This window comes from Bradyrhizobium sp. USDA 3364 (genome assembly GCF_054056355.1).
In genome coordinates, this window is record NZ_JBSRYG010000002.1 from 7,862,396 (window position 1) to 7,887,199 (window position 24,804).

The window sequence follows — 24,804 nt, forward strand, 5'->3', positions numbered from 1 at the left end:
GACATGGCTTCGAACCCATTCTTCGAACTCTACGTCGGCGACCGGCTCTCCAGCGAAGAGTACGTCACCATCTTCAGTCCGTTCCTGGTCGAGTTCGCAGAGGCCCTTTTTCTGCCGGGAAACATAGTCGTCACGGGTGTCCAGGGCAGTGGCAAAAGCATGCTACTTAGTCTTCTGAAGCCGGACATACGACTGGCCTACGCAGAAGGTAGCAAGGATTTTCCCGTCGCAAAACGAATGCGCAACTTCATAGGAGCCGGGATTAACCTCGCCCACAGCAATGCGATTGATTTCGGCTACCGAAAGTTCGCCGGAGAGGAAGCCGAAGTTGCCCTGCTTTTCGGCGACTTCGTCAACTATTCCATTACGCTGGATTTGCTTTCGTCCTTGCGCAGACTGGCGAGGGCGGAGCCTACAGCAGCGGAAGTCGGGATCAGGTTCGACAACCAGCACCAGCGCGCGCTGGCGAAGGCGATCTGCCGCGACGACGTCTGGGAGGGATACCTGAGAGATTGCACAGACCTCGCAGACATCGAGTCTAGGATGCGCCTCCGGATAAATTCGTACCGGAGCTTCCTTCACATGAACGACCAGGAGTTCAAACAGGAGATCCGCGAGACGAAGACCGCAATCGGTGACCCGATATCGGCGCTCGTTCGATGCATGATCGAAACCGAGATCATCGGAGAGCGCACGAACGTGTTCGTGCATATTGATCAGTACGAAGAGCTAGCAAACATCACCTATGGACCCGACTCCACAATCGACTACCGGGCGGTGATAAATCGCGCGCTCGCAAAACGTGATCGCTTCGTCTCGTATCGTATAGGCACCCGGGGGCACGCGTGGCACAGCCACGCCAAAATTTTTGGTGTCCAGGCGAAACTAGAGGAGGAGCGCGACTACAAGTTCATCGATCTGGACGAGAAGCTCAGGCGTGACGAGAACGCGAAGAACTGGATATTCCCCAAGTTCGCCGCAGACGTGTTCGCGCGGCGTCTTCGTTATGCGGATCTGACAAAATCCGACGATGGAGCGGCCCTCCTACACGTGGTGTTCGGTGATGGTCTGACCCCTGAGCAGAAGGGGCTTCGATACGGCGGCAAAAACCGATCGAGGGCCGTGCGTCCGCTCGAGACCTGGCCACCGTCTGTCCGTACAGACCTAAAGAGTCTTGCGCAAAACAGTCCGCTATCGGCTCGCCTCGGCGAGGCTTGGATCCTGCAGAAGGGCATCATTGCAAACATTCTCGAGGAGCCTTGGAACGACAAGAGCCATCAATGGTGGAAGAAAGAGCGTATCGATCTTGCGCTTCTTCAAATAGCCGGGCGATGTGCTCAACGGCCATTCTGGTGCGGCCGCAGCGAAGTCATCGATCTCAGCGGCGGCAATATCCTCATCTTCATGAGCATTTGCCAAATCATCTGGGACATGTGGCTGCAGATCGGAAGTGGCGATGCCGAAAGGGTCGAACTCAAGGAAATTGAGCCTGATGCCCAAGCTGTCGGTGTCCTGCAAGCAAGCCAATATTGGCTCAAGAAGATTTCGCAAGAGACCGGACGCAGCAGCGAACGGCTGCGTTTTGTCCGCGGCATCGCGGACAAGTTCAGCGCCACCCTCCTCTCCAATCAAAAGCTGAGCAACCCTGGACACAACGGTTTTTCCGTCGCGGATGAAGACCTCGAGCGCGCGCCCGATGTTAGGGACTTTCTGGAGGAATTGACTGACTACGGAAATCTGCTGATGCTGCGGCACACCACAAAGGAAAAGGATCGTCGCAGCCGTCGGAAGTGGTACCTCAATCCCATCCTCTGCCCCCAATTCAAGCTTCCCTACAAGAGGCTCAAGGAGCCCAAATACGTGTCAGCGGCAGAGGTCGCGGACTGGATGAAGGATGCTGGCATCAAGCCAAGGTCGGCTCCTGAACAGCTCTCGTTCTTCGCAAGGGACGCCTGATGATACCCGGAAGCGTATTCCGCCCGTGGGGGCCAATCGACTGGCTCCTGCCGCGCATTAAGAAAGATAGCTGGTATCTCATTGGATGCAACTCCGTGGAGGAGCGCTCGCTAGCTACGCTGCGGTACGCAAAGGACAAGGTCAGCGCGGGACGGTTCTTTTGCATCCACGATCCCGACCCCGTGGACGAGCCGGCTTTCGAACGATTGGCAGGGGCATACCGCTTAGAGCTATTGGCGTCCGGCTTGACAGCCCAAGATATACCGTCTCTGCCGTTGCTTTGCGAACTTGACGTCATCCAGGCCCAAGTCGACGAATGTCTTAGTCGCAACATTCCGAACGTGATCCTCGATATATCGGCGATGCCGAAACGATGGTTTTTCGCGCTGATACAACTCCTGCTCGACGATCCGAGGACACAGAACGTAGTCGTAACTTACGCTTCGCCCGCAGGGTATGGGCCGGTACTGGCCGAGAACGCCGAACCCATTCGCGTCCTTCCGGGCTACTACGAAACAGACGGTTTCACGTCGCACGATGTTCTGGCGGTCGGCATAGGCTTTGAGCCACTCGGACTAACGTCTCTCTTCAACCAGGTGAAACCCGACAGAATAAGGCTGCTCTTTCCGTTTCCGCCCGGGCCGCCCGGCTTTCAGCGCAATTGGGCCTTCGTTAAAACTATCGACGACATGACGAAGGAACGCGGCAACAAGTCGCTCGACCGTATTCAGCTTCATATGCACGACTGCCCTCAGATCTTCGACGCCCTGTGCAGCATGACGGAGAACGGACTACTTACCTCCGCGCTTGCCCCCTATGGCCCGAAGCCGATGTCGCTTGCGATGTGCTTGTTCGCTCTGGCGGCCAGAGATGCCGGTAAGACCCGAGTGCCTGTCTACTACGCACAGCCGAAGCGATACATGTCCGACTATTCGACCGGGATAAGAATTCAGCACGATGGTCTGATGGACATTCAGGCCTATTGCATCAAATTCAATTCCAACAAGCTCTATCAGATCGCGTGATCCTCTCGCGGCCTGGCTGCGACGTTTTATCCTGGATACAACTCCGGCTTGCGTGAGCCCTGGCTCTTCGCCATTCTTCCGTCGGACCCGTTGGAGGAAAGCAGCAGCATGACGACGAACGAGGAGCAGCTCACCCGATTGAAGGCCTTCAACGCATCGATCAAGGGGAGCGATCGCGATCTCGATACCGAGTGCGCGGACCGCTCACCGGTCATTAGGGAAACCGGAGGATCGCCAGCAATCGTCGAGCGCCAGATTCAGCGGGAAAGCATCATCTTGCGACGTGAGCGACCAGTCCTTGCAATCCAAGACAATAAGCCCCGGCTTGCCGACATCAGGGAACGAGCAGAAAGCGAGGTCTGGGAGCCCATCCTGACGCGGGCAAACGATTTTCTCGAACGAGCCAGCCGGGCGGTAGGCCGCATCGACCTGAAGGGTGGCAGGCTCGACTGGGTCGGCACAGGATGGCTCGTCGACGAAAACCTGATCGTCACGAACCGACACGTGGCAGAGGAATTTACCAGGCGCAAAGGGGATGGTTTCGTCTTTAGGACCGGGATGGATGGCCCCATCGCCGCGGGCGTAGATTTTCTGCAGGAGATCGACAGGCGGGACACCCTGCTCTTCAGTCTCGTAAGGCCAGTGCATGTGGAAGGCGAGGCAGGCCCCGACCTCGCCTTGTTTGAGGTTGAGCTCACGAGCGGCGATCACGAGCTCGCGCTGCCCATCGAGCTTGCCGCCAGGCCGGTCGCTGCCCAGCATGTAGCGACCATCGGCTACCCCGCTTATGACAGCCGGATTCCCGAGCTGGACCTCATGAACCGCATCTTCGACGGCGTGTATGACAAGAAGCGGCTTGCGCCCGGGGCCGTCACGCGGGTTGAAGAGGTCAACCTATTGCACAACTGCACCACACTCGGAGGAAGCTCGGGGTCGGTTGTTCTCGACCTCGACAGCGGTCAAGCGCTGGGCCTCCACTTCAGCGGCAGCTTCCTCAGGACAAACTATGCCGTCCGATCTGACATCGTAAAACGGATAGTCTCCGACGTGCACGCCGGCCGGAAGCGGCTCGAACTTGCCGCGCCAGCGAGCGTTTAATGTTGGGTCCGTTTCCAAGGTCCAACGCGTTACGTCGTCGGTCAGTCTCACGATCCCGCTGAAAGTCACTGTATCGGTGGACGTCGGTGATCCGGCGACGACGCGAAATACCGCGAGGCCCGCGGCCGACCATGGCGACATCGCGGGTGACGAAGCGGTGGTTGCGGACTACGACGATAGAAAAGGGTATGAGGCAGACTTTCTGGGGCGAAAGTTCGCGGTGGCACTGCCGGATGTACGTGAATTCTCAGACGACGTGCTTAGATTTGCAGGCAAGGAGGGTCCGGAGACCGTTCTTCGTTACGAGCACTTTTCGGTCGTCATGAGCCAGAGTCGTCGCTTGTGTTTCTACAGTGCCGTGAACATTGACGGGAAGCAGTCGAAGAAGAATGGCCGCGCCGGCTGGAAATGGGATCCGCGGATACCGAAGTCGCAGCAGATCATGAACGAGTGCTACGGAAATCCGCCGAGGTTCAGCCGCGGTCACATGACCAGACGCGAAGATCCGGGCTGGGGCAGCGCCAAAACGGCAAGGCGCGGCAACGAGGACTCCATGCATGTCACGAACACAACACCCCAGATGCAGAAATTCAACTCCCCGATCTGGCTGGCTCTCGAGGACCACGCACTAGATCATGCGCGAGAGGACAAGATGAGAATTTCCGTGTTTACCGGTCCGTACCTACGGGAAGACGATCCGGAGAAATTCGGAATTAGGGTCCCGCGCGCCTTTTGGAAGGTGATCGCGTTCGTTCACGACGAAACAGACGAACTCTGCGCGACCGGATACGAAATGAACCAAGAAACGACGTTTGTCTCCGACAAGGAGTATGTCTTCGGATACTTCGTCTCTCCGCAGCTCTCGACGTCCGTCCAAGTCTCTATTGCCTCCATCGAGAAGCGCAGCGGCATCCGCTTCGACAATCTGGCAAGACTGGATCCCCTACTCGGAGCCGAAGAGGGCTTCGGCTCCGAGGGTATCGAACTCGATACGCTCGAGCAGGTACGGTTCCTGCGCTGATCAAATCGCCTTGGCGACGTTTCGGACGCCGTGAACCACGACATTGCCACTCTGCGTCGCAGCATCCACTGCCGCCGGCAGGTTGTCCGCAAGAAGCGTGAGGGTCGATTCCGCTGGCAGCCCAACCGCACGCGCGATCTGGCCGACCTCCTCCGCCTTGAGAGCCGACCCGATCTCCAAGGCCGAGATCGGCGACGACCTTCCATGGTTCGCCCATCCCTGGACGCGGTCAGCAAACCCCTGCGTCTCCAAGCGGTTCACAAGCCCCTGCAGACCACCAATCGAGGACTTATTGAGAACCGGCTCCAAGAGATCAGGAATCCCACGCTCGTCCACCTGACCGAGCAGACCTTTGAACGTGCCGCCAAAATCGTCGAAAACTGCCATATTCGTTCTCTCAGCGCGGACTTGGATTCATATACCCAACTCCGGAATGTGACCAGCGTACCGCAGCAACAGATCACGTTTGATTGCGCTCAGTTGGCTACCCACATTCACGTACGCAACGCTCTGGCCGTTGAATTTCACATCACGAACTCGCGTGGCTCCCCGATGGAGGCCCACCACCCGCCAGCGGTCATCCAATACCGGCGATCCGGAGGACCCTCCAAGGGTATCCGTGAAATACCTCAGCTCAGTGTCTGTAGCAGCGGTTAACAGATTGTTTCTTATAGCGAATTTTTTTGGCCTACCATCCGGATGCTGGATGATGTTCAGAGCTAGATTTACCCGGGTATTATCTACCGGAGCAAGCGCCTCCCCGATTTGTAGTGGGTCCCGCTCGACAGCTTCAATACGGAGAAGCGCATAGTCGAGCTTCGGATCCCACGCGACCAGCTCCTTAACGGCGACCGGGTGCCCCGACGATGCGTCAGAATTGTAGTCGAACAAGGCTGTGGTCGAGGCTGCTTGCTCGTGCAAATCCGCCTCAGCAGCGTCGCGTTCGCTATCGTCCCGTGCGTTCACAACATGATGGTTGGTCAATAGAAGAGCCTTGTCGATCAGCCAGCCTGTACCAAGGTAGATCAGTGGTTCTCCCGTATCGCCGAGTTCGGGTTTCCCGTTGGCGTAACGGATAACCGACAGCTTCGCGACCGCATTGGCGGCGGCAAGACCCGCACGCATATATTCGTGAGGCACCATGTCGTCATGATGCACCACGACTTCCCGTAGCTCTGCGACACCGGTCACGTTCAGACGGGGAGCCCCCGTCGACAAAATCTCAATCTCCTCGAGAGCAGCACGCAGCGGTTCGGCTTCGGCCTTGCCACCTGAAAATCGAGCCGCGTTACGCAGCCATATCTTTAGAGGAACTGTGCCATCCGTCAGACGATTGGTGGAATTCAGCACGCCAAGGTCCAGAGATATCGACTGCATCGGTGGCACCGGCAGGGAACCAGGCAACGCTGCAACGAAAAGCGGTACGATGCCCGTCATCAAGGCGGAGCGCGTAGCGCCTTCGTAGCCGACCGAGGTGATAACAGCTTCGGCGATCTCGATGAGCCTGTCCTGGTTGAAATACTCGAAAGGCATTCAGGACACCATCTCGGAAGCAGCCTCGAGCTCCCACGGCTCACGGTATGTATCCAGACCGGCCAAACCCGCACCTGACAAGGACGCTCCTTCAGTAGCGAAAATGTCGAGAAGAAGTCGTTCGAATTCGGGCACCTCGCTTCGTTCGACCATTTCGACGATCTGCCAGATCGCGTGCTCAAGGAATTCGTCTTGCGACGAAGAGAACCTGCCTGTGTCAACGGACAGATATCCCGGCAGTTCAGGGTATTGTGCCAGCTTGCTCATGATTTCCGACGAGCTAATTTCTCCATTCTTCCAGAGATCGATAAACTGATCAGCGACACGGGGCGCGATCTGGGAGATTGTGGTCGGAAAGTCGGTCCCGAGACGAACAAGAGCCAGGCGCAGAAGATCTTTCTCCTTCTGGATATCCACATCGGCCAAACCTGTCATTCTGAACGCGAGCGATCGCTTCTGCTCGGCTAGAGCGGTTCCGGTCGGATCCGCGGCCAGTGAAACGGTGAATATTTCGCAAAGCGCCTGGATGCTCGTCAGTGGCGATGGAAGCGTGCTCGACAACACAACCAATCTCTCGAGAAACGCGTAGGCTTCGTCCTCCTTCGCCAATCGAAGAGCCGCCTGCGCCCTAAACCACAGCAGCTCTGCCAATCTCCCTGGATTTCCAAGTGTGGGATAATTGTTGAGTGCGCGGTCGAGGAGTGCAGCCGCTTCCCGCGGCTGTTCGAGAGCCAGCCAAGCGCGAGCTTCGATAGCGAAAAGCGGGCTCTCAGAGCTACGTTCCGTGCGCTTCCTTAGCGTTTCGATAGTCTCCCTGGGGCCCGCATACCGGAACGCCTCCAGCGCCTTGCGACCAATGAGTCTTTCCCAATTCGCTTGGTCGGCAAGCTCGTACGTCTCGGCAGGGAGCTCGATACTCATTCTCGAGGCGAGCCAAATTTGCTGCTCGATGGGTAGTTCGGTCACGGTCGACGCAAGCAAAGCCTCCACACCGGACTGCCATCGCTCTGCGACTTGCCATTCCGGCTGCTTAAGCATCAGCCGATTGTAGATCTCTTCCGCTCGATCGACGAGCTCCGATCTGCCCTCGTAGTACCGCACAGCAGCTTCCTGCAGAGCCCTTACCCGGTCAGGTTTGTCATTCATTAAAAGGACCAGTACCGGTTTCCGGACCTCCTCTCGGTACTTCAGTGAATTATCGCCATCGATGCTGACCAGCCCATGTTCAAGTCGCAAACACTCGAACAGTTCTTCCGCGCGTTCGCGACTTATCTTTCCCAAACCGCAAACGGGCGCGAGAACCTCCCTAATCACTCCGCAAGTAATCCGTCGCAGCACCATCCCGGGATGGGCCAGGGCTCGCACGTCCGGATCATGGATGTGATCCAGTATTCGCCGATACAGCTGCCCCTGCACGATGCTTTGTGCCACGTTGAAAAGCCAGAAGCGCTTAGTCTCCAATCCCTTGATTCCGTCGGAGGCGTCTTCGGTTTGTGCCACGCGGGCCGCCAGCCGCAGCGTCAGCGGACTTCCGCCGACCTGCTTGACTATCGCTTGTGCAACGGCGGCGTCCTGGACACCAAGCTTGAGTAGCAGTCGCTGCGCATCAGGCGGGCTTAAGGTGTCCAGCGGCTGCTCGAGTATCTTCGAGTTGCCGATCCAGCTTGGGCGAGGTTGGGCACGTCCAGCGATCACTATGCGCAGGAGAGGAAAACTTCTCTGGACCGCCTCCAGCATTCTCCAGAAGCCGAGCAACTCCTCGCGATTTCGGTAGTAGACCTCCTCGAAACTGTCAAAAACCAGGAGCACAGGCACCCTCGACGCGCCCTGCTCTGCGCCCGCGGTCTGCGCGATCTCCCGAAGCATCGCCCCAAAAGCTTCATACAGATTACGCTCGGCCGCGGAAAGAACGGCACCGCGATTCATGGTTCGGCCGGCTCTGCGCTTGAGATCGACGCGCCGGCCCCGATACCGACTCACTTGCTTACGGAATCCGGAAATCGCTGCTCGCGCTGCACTTCCAAACGGTCCCTCGGATATCTGATACTCTAGCTGGCCGGCGGCTGCGATGAGGATCGTAAACGGCTCGCGTATATTCATCGTCTCCGAGTCGAACGTCATGTACGCGAACGGAAACCAGCCTGCTTTCGGCGCATCGACGTGTTCGAGAAGAAACTTGCCTACGAGAGCAGTTTTTCCAATACCTCCGGGGCCCCAGATCACGAGCGGCGGCTGCGGCTCCAGCCCCACGAAAGCACGCAATCGTTCCCAGATCGACGGCGCCACCACGCCAACATAGTTGCGAAGCGTCTGAAGCTCGCCCTCGCGGCCGACGAAGGTGTCATCGACCATGTGCTCGAAGAGTGAGACGGCCGATCGTCGCCTTACGAACCGATCGAAGTGCCCGCGCTCGGGCAACCCGCCGTGCTCGGCAAGGCCCCAGTCATAGAGTTGTCCAAGCGCACGCAGTTCGTCGGAGTTGAATGAGGAGATGTCAAACGAACGCTCGTCTATCCAGCGCTCGAACATTCTCTGAACCTCGGTCGGAATTCTCTCATTCAAGTTCAGCACATCTCTCATCGCGCGGCGTTCGCCGAATTGCCACAGCCACCACAGTGCCGGTCGTCTGATCTCCGGCTTCAGGCTCCGCAGCCGAAGATGACGATATCCGATCGCTGGCATCGTGAAGTCAAAGACCGCCTGCAACGGATCGATGGGCATCGACAGTCCAAGCCACGGCTTCAAGTTCGCGGGCTGGAAAACATGAAGTACCGAAGCGGAGAGCAAATATGGCAGAACGGCGTTTGGGGGACGCTCGGTTGCCCTCAGCTTCATTCTGCGGTCGAGTTCGGCCAGTATCTGGGAAGTCGAAAGCTTTTCCGACTGCATGGCGAGTTATCCGATGAGTTGTATCAAGTCGGTCAACCGGCGTCCAAGCTCAGTAAGATCTACCACCGGGTCGGGAAGTCCCTGCGTTACTGACGCGATCAGGAGCTGAATGTCATCCGGCAACTTCGATGCCGCCACCTCCCTCACGAACTCTTCGACAAACGAAAGCGGAAGAGCGGGAATGTTCTCGATCGCCAGCGTGCCGACGGGATTGAGCAGATTTGCGGCAGTAAAGTCCAGGAGGACAAGCCGGTGAAGTTTCTGAGCTGTTCCTGATGTAAGCACGTGCGAAAGACTTGCAATAAGCTGCCTTGTTTCAGGGCTCTTTTCGAGCTCCACATCGTTGAAGCCATCCAGAATAAGCCAGCACTTGTGCTGAGTTCTTGTGGCGAACGAGACAATCTGGTTGGCCAGTTCCTGTGGCCACCGCGACGCATTAGTATCCTCTTTCCGCGGCAGTGCGGCAATGTCGCCTGACAGCAAGGTCGTCAGATCTCGGGCGAGTTCGCCCGCTCCGATGGATTCACCCTGCCCTTTTTCGACCCGGATGTGGCACGGCAATATGCCCTTATGAAACCAGCGAATGTGCTTTACGAACTCGGTGGTGTAGGTCTTGCCGCTATCATGCGGTCCATTGATGACGACAATGGGCTGTTGAGGCATATCTTCCAATAGCGCCCGCAGATACCCGCGCGCCACGAGGCGCCCCAAGAACGGTATCCTATTGAAAAGCACCTTCGCCGCAAAAGGGTCTGCCCCGGCCGTGGTATCTAGCGGGGTCTGCTCGATCTTCGCAATGATCAGCTTGATGCGAGCGTCCGTCGGAAACATTTGACGCAGGAAGAAGCAGATTGCCGGAGGCGTGTCGGACCGATCGTCCGTGACGCAGATTTGTATCGCTTCCGCCACGAGCCCTTCGGGCAGCAACGAGTCCGGCAGCTTTATACGGAGACGCACCGGCAGGGCGCCAGCCAGGGTCGCCCTGACCGACCCCACGCCCCCGACCCTGATATAAAGCTGCTCCCGAATGTATTCGTGCTCATCCACCGTCAGCATGCAAACCCGTCTCGAAATCGAACGGGCACGCTCCACCGGCACGCGAGTTCTCCAGCGCGCGCCGCTGCACCGACGCACGGCGCGAGGCCGCGCCATGTCAACCAACAGCCCATAGACCAGCCCCTTTGCCCCGATTCCGCCCGCTATCGGCTCAGATCGCTCGGGCAAATATCTCACGAGTCGCCCCAAACCTTGATAAGACGTAGTAAAATCAATCCATTAGCCCGAATACCCGGGTTGAAAAAGATCACAGCGGATATTACCACAACGTGCGGTGGCAATCATACTGTCCGGGTCCAACGTGAAAAGCTATCTTTCGTATTGATCCGCAGAAATAAACGGCATTTTAATATGCTACCCTAGGTCGCTCCTCGCATCGACTTGGATAAACCCAAGTGCGTCAGATTGCCTGGCCGAAATAAACCCAACCCTGAACAAGCGCAATCAGCCGGATCGATACTTCGTCGCAGGCCGCACCACCTCTGCAGCAACGCGTACGCCGTTGAGGTCTACGCGACGTTCGACAGAGAACAGACGTCGCGCGCAACGATGAGCAACTCGCGCAAATTTCCGAACACCGTGCGAAGCCCCCTTCTGGTCACACCGGCGGCCTTCGTGACCTCGCTCATGCCCAATGCTCGGGCAACGAGATTGAGGGCGTCACGGACTTCGGCGGGATCGCCATCGGCGAGAGCATTATTCAAATAGTCCGCACCCGCCTCCGGCGTGCGAAGGAGCGGCGTGTCCCGGCTGGATTCCCTGTTCAAGTAACGATTCACCAAAAGCGGGCCAGCTCCTGTAGCGGCAGCGCCGGCCTGACGCAGTCCGGCCGAACTCATCTCAACCGAATCCGTGCATTAAGGCAGGTAACGCTCGAACGAGCACCAAAGCCATGCTCGCAAGCATCGAGCCTGCGACAACCGTATAGGCGACGCATCGCGCTCCCGCCGTGCGGCTTTTCATTGGTTCTTGGACCACCATGATCGACAGGCCTCATCCCAGACAGTGCAGAGACGGCATATCGTGAGTCGCCTAAAACGCCGCCTGCCAAATCTTCCAACCAATTTACCAACGGTTAACGACTCGGGTCCGCTGGCTTCTCGTCAAAAACCGGAGGGATTAGACGAGCCTATCGATCAGGAAGGCTCACAGTACGGCACGTACCCTTCCTGGCTGCGCATTCCGATGAAGTCGGCCGTGGATTCCGAGCGAAGCCGGCCGCCTGTACCGATGGAAGCCGGCCGGGGATTCCGATGATCCCGGCCGCCTGCCGAGGCGGGCTCTCGCGACGACGTCGTCATCAGGTCAGTTGGCGGCCTCGTCGTCAAGCGTCTGACGCTTGGCGGCGGCTTTGCGCAGGCTCTCGCCCTTGAGGGTGAGCCTGTGGGCGTTGTGCACGAGGCGATCGAGGATGGCGTCGGCAATGGTTGGGTTGCCGATGAGTTCATGCCAATGCTCGACCGGGAGCTGGCTTGTCACCACGGTTGAGCCGCGGCCATGGCGATCCTCCATCATCTCCAGCAGGTCGCGTTGTTGCTCGGCCGTCATCGAGGCAAGCCCCCAGTCGTCAAGGATCAGGAGTTCCACGCGCGCCAGGGTCCTGAGGAGGCGAGCATGGCGGCCGTCGCCCCGCGCGAGGGCGAGCGCCTCAAACAGCCGCGGCAGCCGTTGATAGAGCACGGAGCGGTTGTCCCGGCAGGCCTTGTGGCCCAAGGCGCAAGCAATCCAGCTCTTGCCGACGCCGGTCGGGCCGATGATGAGCAGGTTTTGATGCCGGTCGATCCACTCGCCGGCGACGAGCTTTTGGAACAGCGGCTTGTCGAGTCCGCGCGGCGCCTTCATGTCGATATCCTCGACGACGGCGTTTTGCCGGAGGCTTGCGAACCGCAACCGGGCGACCAGGCGCTTGTTCTCGCGCTCGGTCGCCTCGCGGTCGACGAGCAGCGCGAGGCGCTCCTCGAAGGCCAGCGCGGCGATGTCAGGCTGTCGTTGCTGTTCGTCGAGGGCCTTCGCCATGCCATTGAGCCCGAGCGCGACGAGGCGCTCGTGAGTGGGATGTGTCAACATCGTCTCTCCTTTCTTCAGTGGTAGTAATCGGTGCCGCGGATGTTGCCGTGTCGGATTGGTGGCCCGTCCGGCGGCTGTTCATTCGCGTAGGCGCGATCGAGCCCGTGCTGCAGGATCGACTTGATCGAGCCGTAGGTGGTCGCGCCGATGTCGTTGCCGCGCTGGCAGGCGGCCTCGATGCGGGCCGAGCCGTAGCTGCGTGCGAGCCGCAGAATGCCGAGACAAGCCCGGAAGCCCTGCTCGGGGTGTGGCTTGGCTCTCATGATCGCCTCGACGAGAGCGATCGTGGCGGGGCCGATCTTGGCGGCTTCTCGTTTGATCCGCGCCGGCGTCCATTCGGCATAGCGCCGGTGCGCGCTCGGCATGTGCTCCGGGATCGTGGTGTGGCGATGGGGCACGTCAGAGCGGGCGTGGCTGGCCACCCGGATGCCCTTGTGCAGGATCTCGATCGTCCTGTCGGTTATGCGCGCCTCGAGCTCTTCGCGGATCAGACGTGAGGGCACCGAGTAGTAGTGACCGGCGAGCTCGACGTGATAGTCGGGCGCGACCCGGCACTTCTTCCACTCGGCATACTGATACGGCATCGGCGGTAGGGCTTTGAGCGCCGGCTTGTCGATCTGCGCGAACAGCTCATTGCGGCTCACGCCGAGCTTGCGCATGATCTTGGCGTTGAGGTCGGCGATCGCCTCGCGGATTGCCGCGTTGAGTTCGTCAAGCGAGAAGAAGCGCTGGTTCCGCAGCCTCGCCAGCACAAACCGCTGGACGATTTGCACCGCCACTTCCACCTTCGCCTTGTCGCGCGGCTTGCGCGGACGCGTGGGCAGGATCGCGGTGCCGTAATGCTGGGCCAGCTCCTGGTAGGTGCGGTTGATGCCCGGCTCATAGCGACAGGTGGCGGTGACGCCGGATTTCAGATTGTCGCAGACGATCGCCTTCGGCACGCCGCCGATCGCCCGCAAAGCATTGACGTGCACCGCAATCCAGTCAGCCAACCCCTCCGACCAGCGCGCCTCGGCAAAGGTGTAGTTGGATGCTCCCAGCACGGCGACAAAGACATGGGCCAGCCGCTGCGCGCCGGTAGCGGCGTCGAACACCGGCACCGTGTCGCCCGCGAAGTCGACGAACAGCTTCTCTCCAGGCCCATGCGCCTGCCGCATGGTCGGCGAGATCGTCTCGCTCCATTTCCGGTAGAGATCGCAGAACCGGCTGTAGCCATAGCCGTCCGCGTGCTCCGCGCGATATTCCTCCCACAGCAAGAGCAGCGTCACGCTGCGCCGCTTCAGCTCCCGGTGCACCGCCGTCCAGTCGGGCAACGGCCGCGCCGGCTTCTCCTCGAATGTCGGCGGCGTGAACAGCCGGCGCTCGAGCTCGCCGTCGTCCATCCCTTCCGGCACCGGCCAGGTGATGCCGATCACGGCAGCCCGCCGCAGATACTCGCCAACCGTCGATCGGCTGATGCCGACGGTGACGGCGATCTGCCGCTCGCTCACGCCAAGGGCGTGCCGCAGTCTCAAAACTTCTCGAACCTTCCGCATCGGCGCTCTCTCGGCGGGCATCAGACCTCCCCTTGCTCGGCCGCAAAGGGGGGCTGGTCCGCGATTCGATCGCCGTCTTCGAGAGCGTCAGGCCGGTCTCAACAGGGTGGCCGGCTTCGATCGGAATCGGTGGCCGACTTCCGTCGGAATCGGTGGCCGGGTTGCGTCGGAATCAGTGGCCGGCTTGCTTCGGATTACGCATCCTGGCCTCGGAAAGCGAGGGCAGACCATGCCCACAGCGATCGCTCGACGCACCTTAGCTTGTGGGTATGAACGTTCGCAGAGAAGCTGGGGACGGACTTCTACTCGGCGCGGCGCCGAACCGACAGAGTGTTGAATATCATCGGCCCGTTCGTCCCAACTCGGCACTGCTTGGTCAGCTATCGAATCCTTGCCCCCGAATAACATGGCGGAGCTCCACCTAAAATGGCACAATGCCCGCCCGCCCTATCGCGCAAGCTGCACGCAAGGATTCCTGGAGCAGCCGTGGCAGTGTCTGAGTCCTTTCTCAGAACCCAGTCCGAACTGCGCGACACACTGGCTCGCAGGGTTAGAGACCTACGCCAGACATCCCGAATGAGCCAACGCGATCTGGCCAACCAGGCCGGAGTTCGCCAAGCGCTTGTCAGCCAAATCGAGCGTGGTGAAGCAAACGTAACCATCGACTCACTTTTGAAGATCGCAGTAGCGCTGAGTGTCAGCCTGACGGACCTGCTCGATGGAACCCCCAACCAAGATCCTAGTCGTCGGAACCGCGATTAGTCGTTCGCCGCTTATGCGTTCGGTCGTACGCTCGAAGCGATCAGCGGCGTTTGGGTGCAGCGACGGGCAAAGTACGTTTCCCAGGCTCCCTCTAACCCGTTTAGATCCCACACGCACGCCCTGGCGCGTTGACAGCGAAACGGTGCCTGCTGCGCAAAGTGCGTCACTCAAATTGAACGCCGCTGTCCCACCACAGACACGGCCATTTCTCACCCTTGACGTCGAACCATTTTGTAGCTACAAAATAATCCGTGAAGATCATCTGGGACGAACCAAAACGGCTCGCCAATCTCGACAAACACGGGATGGATTTCGCTGATCTCAACGAGAAGTTCTTCGATACTGCCATCGTCCTGCAAGCCAAGCGAGACCGTTATCGCGCAATCGGCGTGAACATTCGCGGCGTCATTTCGGTGATCTTCGCGGTATACGGCAAGGAAGCCGTCAGCATCATCAGCGTGCGTCCCGCCAGTAAGACAGAAAGGGAGCTCTATGAAGCGAACCGTCGCTAAGAAGCGCTATACGGCCAGAGATATGCGTGCTGTAAGCGATAACCCGGAATGGACCAAGAGTGACTTTGCAAAGGCAAAAGCCTTCGATGAGGTCTTCCCAACGATGCGCAAAGGCCGCGGCCCCAATAAGGCGCCGACGAAGAAGCTAGTTTCGCTGAGGCTCAGCCCCGTTGTCCTAGATCATTTCAAGGCCGGCGGCCCCAATTGGCAGAGCAGAATTGACGAAGCGCTTGTGAAGATCGTCAAGCGAAAGGCCGGATAGTCGGACGCAACAAATACGGGAGTCGTACTCGTAACCACTACGAGCTTGCCCGTCGCTGTTGGTCTTTCCTATCAACTCGAGCGGCTTATATTACACGCGGCGAACGTCTGGTGTGTCGTTATGGGTATTCTCAAGCAGGAGAAGCTCTCGATTGATGAATTTTTCGATGCCATTTCAGGCAGCGAGGTCCGCTACGAGCTCGTAAGCGGCATAGCCTATGCCGTGGCCGGCGCCAACGAAGGGCATAACGTCATCTGCAGCAACGTTCAGACTGCCTTTGTCCCTGCCGGAAAGCGCAAGGGCTGTCGCACCACATCGAATGATACGGCCGTCCGCACGGGGCCGGATTCGGTGCGATATCCGGACGTCGTGGTAGACCGCGGCCCTGCCAATGCTTCGGCAATGACAGCCTCCACACCAACAATCATCGTTGACGTCTCTTCACCGGGCACCGCCGTCTTCGACTACGGGGCAAAGTTGCAAGAATACCAAGGCGTGGAGAGCGTCGACACCGTCTTGCAGATTGAGTCCGAGTTTGCCCTCGTTAAAGTTCACCGACGGCAGAAAGATGGAACCTGGATCAAGGAGACGTTTGAAGCATTTGACGTCCCAATTCCGCTCCCTGCGTTGGGAACGACCATCATGTTGAACGACATCTACGATACGCTTAAGGTGACGCCTCGACCGCGTCTCCAAGTCGCAAGAAACGAACACACCAACCGTTGACTCGCCACTTGCGTCGACACAATTGGTTCCAGCTACGCTTCCGAGGCCAGGCAGCGCCTGCAATGCACTGACGGCTCGTGGAGAGAAAGCGGACATAGGCCCGGTCGACGTTCCTCCTCGACCCGCGACATCAGAAACAAACAGCCTCCATCGCTGGTGGGGCTTTTCTGTTTCAGATTGGGGACCCACTTTACCCCGACTAAGGGACGTACTTGTGGGGGAACTACTTTACACACGCCGCAGCCATTCCCCCGCGATGCGAAGTGAGGCCCGATTGCGCCATATCTTCGGCGCATTCTTATGACACGCTATAACGTATAGGGTCACCGCCCACCCCTTCGACGAAGCCTCGCTGAGCGTAGCATTCTACTTTAGCTCTCGTCGTACGTACCGCACCCGGCAGAACACCGGATGCCAAGGCCCCCTCGCCGATCCAACGCACCTTATAGCTCCCAGGCGATCCACTCGTTGCTGGCGGAGCGCTCGTCCAGAGCAAGCGAGCTGCGCGGATCCACACCGCGCCGCAGACGACCGTCTTTGCGCAAACGGAACCAGCGCACTTCTGAATTCAAATCAGACGCGGAGCCAGATATGTTCATCGATCATCACCGTCCCGATCACGGCAACTCCTTCCTACAACGTGGTCAGGACATCACATCATGCACGGCAATCAAATCTCTCGCAAAACTGTCTCAACGTTCTTCACGAACTCAAAATGCAAAGCAGCAATTCCCGTCTACAGTGAGCTTCAACGTGACGCGCTCCTCCAAGCGAGCCTTGACCCGGCGGTTCGCGCGATTCACTATCGGAAGGCTCCGAACCCATATGGTACGCCGCCCACGGTGAAGAGCGTCGTGCTTGAACGGATAGACGGCGATTTCCTGCTTGCCGTCTGCGTAACGCGGTCAGACAAAGCCGGCGAGCAGCAAGTCCGTCTGGCCGCACTTCTCGACTCCAATGGACTGCGGTTACTTGAACGAGACGCTGCCGACATCAGGTGTGAGCCGCTGTGTTCCAACGCACGTGCAATCTGGTACAATAATCGCTTTCCGGTATCCGTGCACAACAGACTGAAGATTGCGGCGGCGCTCGCCGAGGACGGACCGCAATCAATCCTCGAACTGGAGGAGCGCGCTCGCCCGACGTGTGACATCATCTCGGCCGTCTGCGCACTTGCATGCGAAGCACTCGTCGATCTCGACATCAAGGATGTGCCCTTGGGTTCGCGCACCATCGTGCGCGCTCGTTAGAGCGGAACATCTTGCGTCGGGCACGTCAACGGAACTGACACACTTCGACGCCTGCGGCAGCAAGCGTCAATCGCCCGGCGCCGCCTACGTCGCCGGGCGAACCGAAAGCCCGCGATGTGTCCCGGGACCGAGCTGCAAACTCATCGAATGTCGATAAGAACCAGCGCGGGCGCGATCGCCATGGCGCCGCCCGTAGCTCGTGCCTGCCCAAGCCATACATACCGACGGAGTAACGAAATGAACCCGCACTTATCACGCCCACGCGACCTGCTCGGACGCGCCTACCTCGACATGTTGGCAACTGAAGCCGGCGCGAACAGCGGGCCGCTTCTGCGTAACGCCGATCGGGACGACCCCATCGAGAAGCTGATCGACGACTTGGCAACCACGCCCGATTCTATCGGACGGACGTCGATCCGAGCGGATCTCGCCGCGGTCGCGATCCTGGTCGCCCGCACTATCGAGGAGGTTGACGGGCTGACACGCGAACTGCGTCGTGGCTGTCCTGTAGTATCGTTCGCCACGCACCGCGCCGAGTTGACCTCCCTCGTCAGACAAGTCCTGAAAACCTGCGCATTCGGCAGTGAAGCAAAAGTGCTTGATGAGCGGTCGTTCGACAAACATAGCTACGGTCGCCCGGTCCTGCTGCTCTGTCGGGACGGGACGTTCAGCGAGCATCGACCGGACAGGGGAAATGTCATCGTTGCCGACGCCCTGCACGCCCGTGCCCCGATCTTCGGCGTCGCGCCGGACCCTCGCCGGCACCTGCCCCGCGACTTGCTTCGCGCCGCGGAGTACAACCTTGCCCTGAACCAGCTCGACGCGTCCGCGATTGTCCTCGTGATCGAAGCCGTGACCGGAAAGCGGCCGCACGCCGCGCCGGACGAACAACTTGTGCGCGCGATCGACATCTCGGACCCTCGCCCTCTCGGTCCGCGCCGATCGCAGCCCGGACGACTGCCTGAAACGGCTTGAACGGATCATCTCGACGAAGAGTTTCTTCACTCATGACGGGCCGTGCCTTGAAGAACTGGCCGGCTATGGCGAGGCACGCGAATGGGGGCTCAACCTTGTTGATCTGCGCGAGTATCGGGCCGGTCGGCTCGACTGGAGCTGCATTGAGAAGGGCCTGCTGCTGGTCGGGCCACCGGGCGTTGGCAAGACGCAATACGCGCGAGCACTCGCCAAGTCCGCAGATGTGCCTCTAGTCAGCACGTCCGTCGCCGACTGGAACTCGGCGGCCTACCTCTCTGGTACGCTCGGGGCGATCAAAAACTCGTTTTCGCAGGCGCGCCAACTCGCGCCGTGTATCCTCTTCATTGATGAGCTCGACGGGATTTCGGATCGGGCCAGCCTTACTGCCGAATACAAGGAGTACTGGACTCAGATCGTAAACTTGCTGCTCGAATTGCTGGCTGGGATCGAGGAGCGGGCCGGAGTTGTGGTGATCGGGGCGACCAACCATCCCGACCACGTTGACGCTGCTGTGCGGCGCGCGGGACGCCTCGATCGGATGATCGAAATCCCGTTACCCGACAACGAGACGCTCGCGACCATCTTTCGATTTCACCTCGGACCCGATCTCCTCCCGAATCAGGATTTGACGCCCATCGCGCTCGCCGCTGCTGGCAAAACGGGTGCCGACGTCGAGGCGTGGGTCCGGCGCGCGAAATCACGTGCCCGACGAGCCAAGCGCGATCTTGTGGTCGAAGACGTGCTGCACGAGGTAAGGTCGGGGCGCGACGGACTGCCCGATGATCTCCGGCGGACGCTTTCAGTGCACGAAGCGGGCCACCTCGTTGTCGGCTTGGCTCTCGCCGTGTTCGAGCCGCAGGCGCTGACGATTCTCGATCGCGGTGCCAGCACACGCATGAGACTCTCTTGGGCAAATTTGCAGACCCGGATCGGAATCGAAAACTGCATCACGGCGCTCCTAGCGGGACGCGCCGCGGAGGAGGTCATCTTGGGCGTCCACAAGGCAACAGTTGGAGCTGGCCACGGCGAAGATAGCGATTTCTCGCTCGCGACGCGTGCGGCCGTTGATCTCGAGCTCCGTTTCGGATTCGGAGCACTCGGCGTCGCACATTTCTCCGATCAAGCAGCTGAAATGTTGATGCACGACTCGTCCATTCTGGCCCTGATCGTAAAGCGCCTCGATCGCTGCCTCGCGCAGGCGCGCGAACTGGTGACGGAGAATCGCGCATCCGTCGAGGCTGTGGCACAACGGTTGGAGGCGAAGAGCTACCTGGATCGCGCTGCGATCGACGAGGTGTTGAAAGCACATCCCTTGCGACAGCGAAAGACAGAGCCAATCATGCAAAATGGCTGTCGGTCGCCGCAACCTGCCGGTCTTTCTTGACGAAACATCCTGCTCCCACGTCGCGTGCTCTTGCCCGGCACATAACTCTCCTGACGAACGCCGAGATATCGGGCGGCTAAATCCGCTCGTCGCAGTGACAATCACCTTCAGCAGTGGAGATCCAGCACATGCTCAGAGTGACCATCGAGATTTTGCCAGCCGGCGCGGAAGAGTCGCGACGTACGATCGGGTCGATGATCATCGGCAATATCAGCAATCTTGCCGACATCAGCGATTATTCAGTGAGCGTCACGGAGAGTGATAATCCCCTGGCGGAAACCCCACCCCGAACTCGCGACTTTATCGTCCGCCATCACGCGCGACGCCAAAGCGTCTGGAAGCTCATCGCACGCATCCTCACAGAGATGGACAGTGCGTGATCGACCAGGCCTTGAAGCGCGACATCGGCCACGGTCGATGTCGACCCTTCCTCGCTTGGGATGAAGCCAAACGACATGGATTACGTCAAGTACATCACCAGCAACGCCTGGCGTAGCAACCCCGCTCGGCTCGCCGAGTTGAAAGCATCGGGTAACCGCTGTCGTATCTGCAATGCGAGCGGCGATGAGCTGCGGCTACAGGTCCACCATCGTACTTACGAAAGGCTCGGCTCCGAGCTTGCAGACGATCTGACGACCTTATGCGCCGACTGCCATCTCGGCGTAACGGCGCTATTACGCGAGCGGCGATACTCCGCTCGCGTCCCGCGACGAGCGGATGTGATCCGCCCGCTCGCCCGTCCGATCCGGAAACCAACTGACAAATATGGAGAGATCCATGATCACCGAGTCTGTTTCCTTGCGCTTGATCGGCGTTCGCCCGCTGCTCATGCATTCAGCCCGCCTCTCCGACCCGCTGGATCCGATCTCACGCGAGCTCGCGAAGATTACTGGCAAGCGCCTGAAAACCGCATCTGACCATCGAGAGATTGCCCGAATCGAATGGTTCGGCGCACTGTGGCTTGACCAGGGTGTGCCATGCATTCCGGCCGACGCGATTGAGGCCGCGTTCATCGCGGGAGCAAGAAGTATGCGGCGCGGAAAGCAGGCGGCTGCGGGCATCGAGGTCGATAGCCCCACCCGGCTGTTCTATGACGGGCCGCAAGATATTGACGAGTTGTGGGAACAAGAACGCTTTCGCCTGCGCGTTCCGGTTCGTATCGGCACCGCGCGAACTATGCGGACGCGGCCACGGTTTGATACATGGAACGTCGATTTCAAAGCGTCGTACCTGCCGAGCCTCCTGAGCCCGCCAATGATCGCAGACATTTTCGCGGAGAGCGGTTCTGCCCGTGGCATTGGCGACTGGAGGCCGAAGTTTGGCCGCTTCCGGGTCGAGTGTCTGGACTAGGTTCGTGGCGGGGCGTGGTCCGGCGAGGTAGGGCAAGGTCCGGCGTGGCGAGGGGAGAGCCGGCGAAAGCCGGCTGCTCCGGCCGCCGAGTGATCAAGGTTCTCGAATCCTACACGTCCGACTGCACAACCTGTCGATGAAATCGCAACGTTGAACGAGACTCGCCGCATTGGACGCGCAATGCGTCTGTGCGCGGACCGGCGCGTCGATCCGACCCCGCAATCCAATCCTTGGTCAGCGGCTCGAGAGACATAGGACTCATCCAAGTGCTCGCGCACGCTGCGTCGACGAACTTCTCTTTGCAAAACATCGGAGAGAGAGCGACGACGAGCAATCCACCGTCAGCAAGGATTGAGCGCAGGCCGTATCCTTCGCGGCACAAGTCGGACGAGTCACTTGCGCTGGCAAAATCCACCACGCTGCGCCGGCTGGTCACGGGGCCAATCTCCGGATCATCCGGCGTGCCATACGCTCGGCATCGTCAAGTTTGCGCACAGGAAGATGAGGACATGTCGACCGGTCTTGAGATGAGTCGCAGCGAGCGAACCGCTCTCGGCACGGCGTGACCGCAGATTGACTCTTCGACGCGAGATACGGAATCAAAAAGCGAGTGTCGCTCTGCGCAGGCGGCCCTGACGTCAACAGCAAAGCGCAAGTGCAAGGAGTTTCAAATGTCCAAACCCAACGGTGATACGACGAAAGCGCACCAGGCCAACATCGCAGAGATCGACGCGTATCTTGCCGCCATCATGAGCGACGGCCGTGGCCTTCCCGCGATGCCATCCCGACCATTCGAGATTTCATATCCTCTGGTTGCCAAAGAGTCCGGTGTCTCGCTTTTCGCGCTCGTCCGGAGCACGTCTCAATGCCGCAAACTGATCAAAGACGCAGCGGAGAGCGGCGTTCCGATCAACATTCGTCGGAAGGAGAGAGTACGTCCGAGCTACACTCTGGAGGAGGCCATCAACATCGCGGTGGCGGTCATTCAGGCGGACTGCGAAGCCGCCCGGGTCACGCGCCAAGCGAAGTATAACGAGGTGAAGAACCTCATTGAGAAAATCGCGCGGAACCGTCCGAATGGCAAGCTGGACGACAGTTTCACAGCGATTTCCGAGGCGCTGCAGCAGCAGACTTATTCCGCAAAGGAGGCGGCGCTACTTGTCGAGATCAGGGACATCGTGGTGCGTGCGACCAAGGGTGAACTCGAACTGCACACATTCCATGGCCGGCTTAGACTGGAATCGGCCCTAGTCGGATTTTCTCTTTCTGCAGTAGCTCGGACCACCGCCACCGCGATGCAGACGGTCATCAACTGGGGTTCGGGCCTCAAAGCCCCGACTCTCAGCTTCAAGAGCAAAATAGACGAGATTGAAGAAGTACTTGGGTGCGCGGAAGGATATCTGTCCAGCGTCTACCGCTCAAATCGCAGCGGATCGGCAAACGTCAAACAGCGTTTCCTGCCCGAGGAAATCCGATTGTTGCCTCCAGGACAGCAGAAGCGGTTCAGGCGCCTGTTTGAGCAAGATCTCAATCTCGCTCAGCTCAGCGACGAAGAGCTACACGCGTTGATGGCCAAGAAGCTCGCAATCTTCCATTCGGCGAAGAATACGATCGACCAGAAGCGCACAAGATTGCGGCTGGAGATGCCGTACGGTCTCAAGGATCTGCCACCCCTGGTGAAGCAGGAGTTCGACGAACTGGTCGAATCGCGATCGATCGTGATCGTTCGAGACGATGTCCCAACTCTAACCAAGGCATGGAACGGTGATACCGAGAACATTTACCACCGCAGATTCCGCCTATTTTTCGGATGGATGCATCATTCCTTGGGGGTTCCGCTGGAGAATCTATCGATTGGCTATCTGGCCTTCAGTCAAATTCTCCACGAGTATGACTTGTACCTGATGGATAGAAAGCAGTCGGTTGGTATGGAGCGACGCTGGGCCGCGTCGACGGCCGAGTGGTACATCTTCGCTGCCAGCCTGACGAGGCGAGAGCTTGGGGTCGAATACAGGGACCATCCAACCGCTGATGTCGATGAGAGTCCAGGTTGGTTGCGCGGCGGCCGCGCACTTCTGGAGAAGCTTGCGCCGATCGACGTCCCCCGCGTCGCGGACCAGATCGCATATGGGAAGGGTAAGCGGGACGATATCCGGCCGGTTCTGACAGAAGCGGAAATCTCGGACGCGAGCTGCAATTGGGCGAAGCAGCTCGATGCAACCACGGCGCAATACCGCACTCTTCGCCGAAAAATGCGTAAGCACATGACGGCGCCCGATAGTGTGAGCCGAATACTTCCGATCCTCCGCTTCGAAAACCCGTTGATGGCAATCGAGTTTGGCGTTTCGCGCCTTAACCAGAAAATCTTGGAATTGAGGCCAGGTTCGTCTCACTGGTTCACCGCCATCCGCGAGGCGGTCGCGGTCAAGTTGCACGCCCAGGTACCGCTTCGGCGGAAAACGTTCTGTGGGCTGACATATCACCCCAACAACACCGGGATGGTCTTTCAAGAGAGGGGAACGTGGTGGATCAAAGTCCCGGCGGACCTGTTCAAGAACGAGAAGTCCGAAGCCTTTAAGAATTTGACCGTTGGTGGCTTCTACATGGCCAAGCTTCTAGATGAGTGGGGCCTCTACACCGATCTTGAGACGTACGTCCATCATGCCCGCGCTGGGATCCTCGACGGCGTGCACAGCAACGCCTTCTATGTGACCCGCCATAACGAAGGCCATGTCGGCCCAGGCACGTTTGGGATCCTGTTTCGCGCATTCACGGAGAACTATATCGCGGAGAACCAGGGCCGTGGAACGGGATTGCAAGGAGTGAAACCGTTCGGCTCGCAGGCAATGCGCCACATTGTGGCAACCGCGGTTTACTACAAGAAGGGAAGCCTGGCGGAAGCTGCGCTCGCGATCCACGACAGCGAGAAGATCACGGAGAAGCATTACCGTAAGGTTTTCGTGGATGCGGAGAAGAGAGCCAAGCTCATGCGCGATGTGTTGGCTCCCGAACCAGATAGGTCGATATGGCCCAAATTCGGTGACATCCTGCCGGTCTCGGCCAGCCCGACGATCACGCAGCTGATCGAGCGGGATATCCCGGCGGTCGAGGAGGTAGCGTCAACTTGAAGATGAGGTGCGGCTCTCTTTGACTGACGTGAACGGCGGGTGGGCGGTAACAACCGTCCACCAGTCTCTGCTTAGATGGCAGCCTTGTTCAGCGGTCCAGATCATCATGCAAGGCGAACAAGTTTCGTAGGCTCCCCGGCAGCCAGCAAGCACCCTGCGCGGGTTGCATCCATGTTTGGCCGATCAGTTGCAACGCCCTCTGACCGGCCGCTTGGGGCGTCCGTGATCGCGGCAGAACCACCACCGAATGACAAAGCCGCTCTCGTATCGTCGCA

21 protein-coding genes are annotated in these 24,804 nt (G+C 59.2%); 14 read left to right on the forward strand and 7 right to left on the reverse strand.

Annotation, left to right across the window (positions count from 1 at the left end; all coding sequences use genetic code 11):
• Positions 1-3 precede the first annotated feature (3 nt).
• The 4 genes from ACVILL_RS37205 (at position 4) to ACVILL_RS37220 (ending at position 5,100) form a co-directional block, all read left to right on the forward strand.
• Complete coding sequence (locus ACVILL_RS37205; RefSeq protein WP_456733569.1) at positions 4-1,956, forward strand: ORC-CDC6 family AAA ATPase; 1,953 nt, start codon at positions 4-6, stop codon at positions 1,954-1,956.
• A 95-nt stretch (positions 1,957-2,051) separates the two neighbouring features.
• A complete protein-coding gene (locus ACVILL_RS37210) occupies positions 2,052-2,981 on the forward strand; it encodes a hypothetical protein (protein ID WP_456733570.1) in 930 nt (309 codons plus the stop codon).
• 108 nt (positions 2,982-3,089) lie between these two features.
• Positions 3,090-4,079, forward strand: a complete 990-nt coding sequence (locus ACVILL_RS37215) for a trypsin-like serine peptidase (RefSeq protein ID WP_456733571.1) — start codon at positions 3,090-3,092, stop codon at positions 4,077-4,079.
• A complete protein-coding gene (locus ACVILL_RS37220; RefSeq protein ID WP_456733572.1) occupies positions 4,057-5,100 on the forward strand; it encodes a DNA/RNA non-specific endonuclease in 1,044 nt (347 codons plus the stop codon). The genes ACVILL_RS37215 and ACVILL_RS37220 overlap by 23 nt, the downstream gene beginning before the upstream one ends.
• Here the strand turns inward: ACVILL_RS37220 and ACVILL_RS37225 are convergent, their stop codons facing one another.
• The 7 genes from ACVILL_RS37225 to istA form a co-directional block, all read right to left on the reverse strand.
• Positions 5,101-5,487 (reverse strand): YidB family protein, encoded by a 387-nt coding sequence (locus tag ACVILL_RS37225; RefSeq protein WP_456733573.1) that lies wholly within the window; start codon positions 5,485-5,487, stop codon positions 5,101-5,103.
• A gap of 27 nt (positions 5,488-5,514) precedes the next feature.
• A complete protein-coding gene (locus ACVILL_RS37230) occupies positions 5,515-6,633 on the reverse strand; it encodes a trypsin-like peptidase domain-containing protein (protein WP_456733574.1) in 1,119 nt (372 codons plus the stop codon).
• Positions 6,634-9,522 (reverse strand): hypothetical protein, encoded by a 2,889-nt coding sequence (locus ACVILL_RS37235; RefSeq protein ID WP_456733575.1) that lies wholly within the window; start codon positions 9,520-9,522, stop codon positions 6,634-6,636.
• Positions 9,523-9,528: 6 nt separating this feature from the next.
• A complete protein-coding gene (locus ACVILL_RS37240; RefSeq protein WP_456733576.1) occupies positions 9,529-10,578 on the reverse strand; it encodes a hypothetical protein in 1,050 nt (349 codons plus the stop codon).
• A 509-nt stretch (positions 10,579-11,087) separates the two neighbouring features.
• A complete protein-coding gene (locus tag ACVILL_RS37245) occupies positions 11,088-11,417 on the reverse strand; it encodes a helix-turn-helix domain-containing transcriptional regulator (protein WP_456733577.1) in 330 nt (109 codons plus the stop codon).
• Positions 11,418-11,883: 466 nt separating this feature from the next.
• Positions 11,884-12,645, reverse strand: a complete 762-nt coding sequence (gene istB / locus ACVILL_RS37250) for an IS21-like element helper ATPase IstB (protein ID WP_456727991.1) — start codon at positions 12,643-12,645, stop codon at positions 11,884-11,886.
• Positions 12,646-12,659: 14 nt separating this feature from the next.
• Positions 12,660-14,180: an IS21 family transposase gene (gene istA, locus ACVILL_RS37255; RefSeq protein ID WP_456727992.1), complete on the reverse strand. Its 1,521-nt coding sequence runs from the start codon at positions 14,178-14,180 to the stop codon at positions 12,660-12,662.
• Between the two features lie 426 nt (positions 14,181-14,606).
• Here istA and ACVILL_RS37260 point away from each other — a divergent pair, with 426 nt between their 5' ends.
• The 10 genes from ACVILL_RS37260 (at position 14,607) to ACVILL_RS37305 (ending at position 24,529) form a co-directional block, all read left to right on the forward strand.
• The gene (locus ACVILL_RS37260; RefSeq protein WP_456733578.1) at positions 14,607-14,942 is read left to right on the forward strand and encodes a helix-turn-helix domain-containing protein; all 336 of its coding nucleotides are present in this window, start codon (positions 14,607-14,609) and stop codon (positions 14,940-14,942) included.
• Positions 14,943-15,193: 251 nt separating this feature from the next.
• On the forward strand, positions 15,194-15,454 hold the full coding sequence (locus tag ACVILL_RS37265; RefSeq protein ID WP_456733579.1) for a BrnT family toxin: 261 nt from the start codon (positions 15,194-15,196) through the stop codon (positions 15,452-15,454).
• Positions 15,435-15,716, forward strand: coding sequence for a BrnA antitoxin family protein (locus ACVILL_RS37270; protein ID WP_456733580.1), 282 nt, complete (start codon positions 15,435-15,437; stop codon positions 15,714-15,716). Before ACVILL_RS37265 ends, ACVILL_RS37270 begins: the two co-directional genes overlap by 20 nt.
• A gap of 120 nt (positions 15,717-15,836) precedes the next feature.
• Entirely contained in the window at positions 15,837-16,442 is a 606-nt protein-coding gene (locus ACVILL_RS37275) for a Uma2 family endonuclease (RefSeq protein WP_456733581.1), read from the forward strand.
• Positions 16,443-17,101: 659 nt separating this feature from the next.
• Entirely contained in the window at positions 17,102-17,692 is a 591-nt protein-coding gene (locus ACVILL_RS37280) for a hypothetical protein (protein ID WP_456733582.1), read from the forward strand.
• A gap of 237 nt (positions 17,693-17,929) precedes the next feature.
• The gene (locus tag ACVILL_RS37285) at positions 17,930-18,667 is read left to right on the forward strand and encodes a hypothetical protein (RefSeq protein WP_456733583.1); all 738 of its coding nucleotides are present in this window, start codon (positions 17,930-17,932) and stop codon (positions 18,665-18,667) included.
• Positions 18,585-20,051: an AAA family ATPase gene (locus ACVILL_RS37290; protein ID WP_456733584.1), complete on the forward strand. Its 1,467-nt coding sequence runs from the start codon at positions 18,585-18,587 to the stop codon at positions 20,049-20,051. Before ACVILL_RS37285 ends, ACVILL_RS37290 begins: the two co-directional genes overlap by 83 nt.
• Before the next feature lie 128 nt (positions 20,052-20,179).
• Positions 20,180-20,431, forward strand: coding sequence for a hypothetical protein (locus ACVILL_RS37295; protein ID WP_456733585.1), 252 nt, complete (start codon positions 20,180-20,182; stop codon positions 20,429-20,431).
• A gap of 397 nt (positions 20,432-20,828) precedes the next feature.
• Positions 20,829-21,401: a hypothetical protein gene (locus ACVILL_RS37300; RefSeq protein WP_456733586.1), complete on the forward strand. Its 573-nt coding sequence runs from the start codon at positions 20,829-20,831 to the stop codon at positions 21,399-21,401.
• Between the two features lie 671 nt (positions 21,402-22,072).
• Positions 22,073-24,529: a hypothetical protein gene (locus ACVILL_RS37305; RefSeq protein ID WP_456733587.1), complete on the forward strand. Its 2,457-nt coding sequence runs from the start codon at positions 22,073-22,075 to the stop codon at positions 24,527-24,529.
• Positions 24,530-24,804: the final 275 nt, after the last annotated feature.

Excerpts from the sequence above, each read along its gene's own strand:
- ACVILL_RS37205 (WP_456733569.1), top strand. The coding sequence starts at position 4 with ATGGCTTCGAACCCATTCTTCGAACTCTACGTCGGCGACCGGCTCTCC.
- ACVILL_RS37215 (WP_456733571.1), top strand. The coding sequence starts at position 3,090 with ATGACGACGAACGAGGAGCAGCTCACCCGATTGAAGGCCTTCAACGCA.
- ACVILL_RS37225 (WP_456733573.1), bottom strand. The coding sequence starts at position 5,487 with ATGGCAGTTTTCGACGATTTTGGCGGCACGTTCAAAGGTCTGCTCGGT.
- ACVILL_RS37230 (WP_456733574.1), bottom strand. The coding sequence starts at position 6,633 with ATGCCTTTCGAGTATTTCAACCAGGACAGGCTCATCGAGATCGCCGAA.
- ACVILL_RS37235 (WP_456733575.1), bottom strand. The coding sequence starts at position 9,522 with ATGCAGTCGGAAAAGCTTTCGACTTCCCAGATACTGGCCGAACTCGAC.
- ACVILL_RS37240 (WP_456733576.1), bottom strand. The coding sequence starts at position 10,578 with ATGCTGACGGTGGATGAGCACGAATACATTCGGGAGCAGCTTTATATC.
- ACVILL_RS37245 (WP_456733577.1), bottom strand. The coding sequence starts at position 11,417 with ATGAGTTCGGCCGGACTGCGTCAGGCCGGCGCTGCCGCTACAGGAGCT.
- istB (WP_456727991.1), bottom strand. The coding sequence starts at position 12,645 with ATGTTGACACATCCCACTCACGAGCGCCTCGTCGCGCTCGGGCTCAAT.
- istA (WP_456727992.1), bottom strand. The coding sequence starts at position 14,180 with ATGCGGAAGGTTCGAGAAGTTTTGAGACTGCGGCACGCCCTTGGCGTG.
- ACVILL_RS37260 (WP_456733578.1), top strand. The coding sequence starts at position 14,607 with ATGGCACAATGCCCGCCCGCCCTATCGCGCAAGCTGCACGCAAGGATT.
- ACVILL_RS37270 (WP_456733580.1), top strand. The coding sequence starts at position 15,435 with ATGAAGCGAACCGTCGCTAAGAAGCGCTATACGGCCAGAGATATGCGT.
- ACVILL_RS37275 (WP_456733581.1), top strand. The coding sequence starts at position 15,837 with ATGGGTATTCTCAAGCAGGAGAAGCTCTCGATTGATGAATTTTTCGAT.
- ACVILL_RS37280 (WP_456733582.1), top strand. The coding sequence starts at position 17,102 with ATGCACGGCAATCAAATCTCTCGCAAAACTGTCTCAACGTTCTTCACG.
- ACVILL_RS37285 (WP_456733583.1), top strand. The coding sequence starts at position 17,930 with ATGAACCCGCACTTATCACGCCCACGCGACCTGCTCGGACGCGCCTAC.
- ACVILL_RS37295 (WP_456733585.1), top strand. The coding sequence starts at position 20,180 with ATGCTCAGAGTGACCATCGAGATTTTGCCAGCCGGCGCGGAAGAGTCG.
- ACVILL_RS37300 (WP_456733586.1), top strand. The coding sequence starts at position 20,829 with ATGATCACCGAGTCTGTTTCCTTGCGCTTGATCGGCGTTCGCCCGCTG.
- ACVILL_RS37305 (WP_456733587.1), top strand. The coding sequence starts at position 22,073 with ATGTCCAAACCCAACGGTGATACGACGAAAGCGCACCAGGCCAACATC.